The organism is Bradyrhizobium australafricanum (assembly GCF_020329495.1).
Taxonomy (GTDB): Bacteria; Pseudomonadota; Alphaproteobacteria; order Rhizobiales; family Xanthobacteraceae; genus Bradyrhizobium; species Bradyrhizobium australafricanum.
On sequence record NZ_JAGKJL010000153.1, the window covers coordinates 1 to 4,115 of the forward strand.

Genomic DNA, 4,115 nt, shown 5'->3' on the forward strand with positions numbered 1-4,115 from the left:
GCCATTGATCGACGGGGAGCTGGCTGGTGACGGTGGTGGAGCGGCGGCCGTAGCGGTCCTCGAGGATCTCGAGGAGGTCGTGGCGGGCTGCGGCGTCGAGCGGCTCGAGGCCCCAGTCGTCGAGGATGAGCAGATCGATGCGGCCGAGCGCCCGCAGGAGCCGCGGGTGGCGGCCGTCGCCGCGCGCCAAAGCGAGATCGGTGAACAGCCGCGGGACACGCTGATAGAGCACGGAGCGATTGTCGCGGCAGGCCTTGTTGCCGAGCGCCGAGGCGAGCCAGCTCTTGCCGACGCCGGACGAGCACGCGACATAGTACCCAAGAACATCCGTTCGAAGTTGTCATTCAATATCGACATCATCCACGCGCTGGTGAGCGCGTCATTGCTTTGAGGCGCGTCATTCACGGGGCTCGCCATCACTTCGTGATCGAACAGCCCGACGGCTCTCGCGCCTTGCTGCCGGCATGGATGACTGAGAATTCCGCCGCGGCACTGCCGACGGTTGAAGTCCCTCGGCTTCCCCTGGATTCGTTGCGCGCACTTCGCGGCCTCGTTGATGCACAGCGCGTATCGTCGTCACCATCATCTGGAACGAGTCGGACGGTTGGAGGTGATGATGGAACAGCAATGGCGACAGCTCGATCTGGCGGCGGTCACGGCAGGCACAGTCCAGCACCAGCGGCTCGATCCGCTGATTCGTTTGGAAGTCACAAGTCTGCTCAAACTTCTTCTCGACGAATGCAGCACCGCCCGCGCAAAGGTGACGGAGGCGGACAATGAATAAGATAACGTCTGATCATTTATCACGCAGCGCCTATGTCTATGTGCGGCAATCGACCCCGGACCAACTCGTCAATAATCCTGAGAGCCGTCGGCGTCAGTACGCGCTCGCAACTCGCGCACAGCTGCTTGGCTGGGAAAACGTCATCGTCATCGATGATGACCTTGGTCGCTCGGGGGGCGGCACAGCGCGTCCCGGCTTTGAGCGCTGCTGACCGCGATCTGCACCGGAAGCGCCGGCGCTGTGCTGGCCGTCGAGGCTTCCCGCCTGGCCCGTAATGGCCGCGACTGGCACACACTTCTGGAGTTCTGCACGCTGGTGAACAGCCTGATCATTGATGAGGACGGCGTTTACGATCCAAAGCTCACCAATGACCGACTGCTGCTAGGTATGAAGGGGACGTTCAGCGAACTGGAACTAACGATCTTGCGCCAGCGCTCACAAGAAGCACTGCGCCTCAAGGCAGTACGTGGCGATCTTCACACGAGTGTGGCCGTCGGCTACGTGCGCAGCAGCGACGACAAACTTGAGCTGGATCCGGACAGGCGGGTGCGCGAGGCGCTCCATTTGGCGTTCCGTAAGTTTGCCGAGTTTGGCAGCGTGCGCCAGGTCGCGATTTGGTTATGCGATAACGGCATCAAGATGCCGATTGTCGTGTATGGTCCACGCGGCCGAATGGTGGAGTGGCGGCTGCCACGCTACAATACGATTCACCGGCTGCTGACCAATCCGATCTATGCTGGCGCCTACGTATTTGGTCGGACCGGCTCGCAGGTTCGAATCGAAGCCGGCCGCAAGCTGGTCACCCGTAATGTACGGCGAACGCAGAAAGACTGGGAAGTTCTGATTCGTGATCATCACGACGGCTACATCTCCTGGCAGGATTACGAGAACAATCAACGGACCATCAACGGGAACGCTAACATGAAGGGCGCGATGGTGCCGGGATCGGTGCGCAATGGCGGTGGATTGCTGGTCGGCCTGTTGCGTTGTGGACGTTGCGGTCGCAAGCTCAAAGTGCAGCATAATGGGCTGCGAGGTGTTGCGCGCTACCTTTGCAACGATGCCAGTGTTAATCACGGAAGACGAACGAAGTGCATTGCGTTTGGCAATTTGCGAATCGATGCAGCTGTGTCGGCCGAGGTATTATCGGTGATTGCGCCTCTCGGCCTTGACGCTGCTCTGCAAGCAATCGCGGACCGCGAGCGCGCCGGCCGAGAGCGGCTGCAGCACATAGAGCTTGCGCTCGAGCAGGCACGCTATGAAGCGGCTCGCGCACACCGACAATATGATGCGGTTGATCCAGAAAACCGTCTGGTCGCTGGAGATCTCGAGCGGCGGTGGAATGAACGGCTTGCGGAAGTGGCGCGCCTCGAAGATGATCTTCGCATTGCCCGCGACAAACAGCCGCCCACTCTAACCGACGCAGAACGCGCAGAGATTCTTGGACTAGGGACAGACGTGGAGCGCCTGTGGAGCCATCCGGCAGCCTCGGTTGCGACACGAAAGCGGATATTGAGAGCGGTTCTCGAAGAGATCATCGTCACCGTCGAGCTACGAATATTGCACCTAAAATTGCACTGGAAGGGGGGCGACCACACTGCGCTCGAAGTTGTGAAGAACCGGGCCGGACAGCTCGGTGGAAGACCGATGCTTCAACTGAACAGCTGATCCGTGATCTGGCTCGTTTGCTGCCGGACGGGAGCATTGCGTCCGTTCTTAATCGGCTTGGCACACGCACGGCCAAAGGCAACACGTGGACCCAGCAACGCGTTTGCGTCTTCCGCAACGACCACAACATCCCTGTCTACCGAGATGGCGAACGCGCCGAGCGTGGAGAGCTGATCCTGCACGAGGCTGCAAGCCGTTTGGGTCTCAGCAAGATGACGGTGGTACGACTAATCAAGGATGGTATCCTGCCGGCCAAACAGAGTTGCGTAGGCGCACCGTATGTGATCCGGGAGATTGACCTGAATCGGCAGAAAGTCCGTCATGCGGTGACCAATGGTCGCGCAGTATCACAAGATCCGCGGCAACGAAGCTTCGATTATCAATGGCATAGCGAGATGTGCATCATGCCGCCAGCCCGGAGGGCCCGCAGATCAGCAGGTTGGCGTGGTCGTCGATCCATTGGCCTTCGACCAGCATCGTCAGGAGGCTGCGGTCGAGGCCGCGCGGGGTGCGATAGTCGATGTCCTCGACGCAAGCCTGCTGGCGCAGCTTGGCGTATTGCAGCCGCTTCGATAGCCGCTTGTCGCGTCGCAGCGAGGCTTCGCGTTCGAGCAGCAGCGCGAGCCATTCGGCATGGCCGAGGCTTGCGGCATCGCCGCCGGCTTCGATGTCGGCAAAGGCCTTGGCCATGCCATGAAGGCCGAGCGCGTGGAGCGCCGATGTCGATCGCCCGCATGGCGGCAGCATCGAGCCGCTCTTGCCCGTAGGATTGGCCGAGCCGGATGATGCCGAGGCAAGCGCGGAAGCCCTGCTCGGGGTGCGCCCGCTCATCGAGGATCAGGTCGCACAGCGCCGCGGTGGCCGGCCCGATCGTGGCGGCCTCCTTGCGAATGCGCTCGATGGTCCAGCCGGCGTAGCGCCGATGACTGGACGCCATGTGTTCCGGCACGGTGGTGTGCTTGTGGTTGCCGCTCATGCGCTGATGCGCGGCGATCCGCTCGCCCTTGTGGAAAATCTCGACGGTGCGGGCGGTGAAGCGCACCTCGACCTCGGCGCGGACGAAGCGATGCGGGACGCTGTAGTAATGCGCCTCGACCTCGACGTGATAGTCGATGCTGACCCGGCAGATCCGCCACTCGGCGAACACGTAGGGGCTCTCCGGCAAGTCCTTGAGCGCCGGCCGGTCGATCTCCTCCAATAGCTTGCGGCGGGTCACGCCGAGCCGCCGGATCGGCCGCTCCTCGTTGAGCCGGGTCATTAGCTCGGTGATCGCCGCGTTGACCTCGGCGAGGCTGTGGAAGGTGCGGTGGCGCAGCCGCCCGAGCAGCCAGCGCTCGACCATGAGGACCGCCTGTTCGACCTTCGCCTTGGCAAAAGTTGTCGACTGCAGGTCATGCGGGTACGACCCGGCAGGAGGTGCGGATCACGCATCCTTTTCATCCGCTTTGCGGCCGCAAGTTCGAACTGATCTGCCGGCGCCGTCATTGGGGCGAAGACCGGGTGGTCTATGAGGGCCAGAACGGTCGACTTTGCACGATCGCGAGCGCCTGGACCGATATCGAGCCACCCGATGAGTTCCGGCTGATCGCTGCGGGTAGAGCAGCCTTTTGCGTGGTTGACCTGTTGGCGCTTTGTGACGCGCTGGACCGGCTCGCCGAGAGCA

The 4,115-nt window shown here is 62.0% G+C and carries 5 protein-coding genes and 2 pseudogenes; 4 read left to right on the plus strand and 3 right to left on the minus strand.

What is annotated here, in order from left to right; all coding sequences use genetic code 11:
• A pseudogene (locus tag J6525_RS46085) lies at positions 1–298 on the minus strand (ATP-binding protein); the annotation flags it as partial.
• A gap of 318 nt (positions 299–616) precedes the next feature.
• Between J6525_RS46085 and J6525_RS46090 the strand changes: the two are divergent.
• From J6525_RS46090 to J6525_RS47850, 3 genes are read left to right on the plus strand one after another with little or no spacing between them, the layout of a single operon-like run.
• Positions 617–784 (plus strand): hypothetical protein, encoded by a 168-nt coding sequence (locus J6525_RS46090; RefSeq protein WP_225649575.1) that lies wholly within the window; start codon positions 617–619, stop codon positions 782–784.
• The gene (locus J6525_RS47845) at positions 777–995 is read left to right on the plus strand and encodes a recombinase family protein (RefSeq protein WP_283848694.1); all 219 of its coding nucleotides are present in this window, start codon (positions 777–779) and stop codon (positions 993–995) included. Before J6525_RS46090 ends, J6525_RS47845 begins: the two co-directional genes overlap by 8 nt.
• A 29-nt stretch (positions 996–1,024) precedes the next feature.
• Complete coding sequence (locus tag J6525_RS47850; protein ID WP_376708672.1) at positions 1,025–2,452, plus strand: recombinase family protein; 1,428 nt, start codon at positions 1,025–1,027, stop codon at positions 2,450–2,452.
• 402 nt (positions 2,453–2,854) lie between these two features.
• Here J6525_RS47850 and J6525_RS46110 read toward each other — a convergent pair whose 3' ends face one another.
• On the minus strand, positions 2,855–3,283 hold the full coding sequence (locus tag J6525_RS46110; RefSeq protein ID WP_376708673.1) for an ATP-binding protein: 429 nt from the start codon (positions 3,281–3,283) through the stop codon (positions 2,855–2,857).
• Positions 3,165–3,821 (minus strand): annotated as a pseudogene (locus tag J6525_RS46115) (Mu transposase domain-containing protein); the annotation flags it as partial. The pseudogene J6525_RS46115 and the gene J6525_RS46110, both read right to left, overlap by 119 nt.
• A gap of 47 nt (positions 3,822–3,868) precedes the next feature.
• Between J6525_RS46115 and J6525_RS46120 the strand changes: the two are divergent.
• On the plus strand, positions 3,869–4,115 hold a 247-nt coding region (locus J6525_RS46120), incomplete at its 3' end, for a DUF5372 family protein (RefSeq protein WP_225649577.1).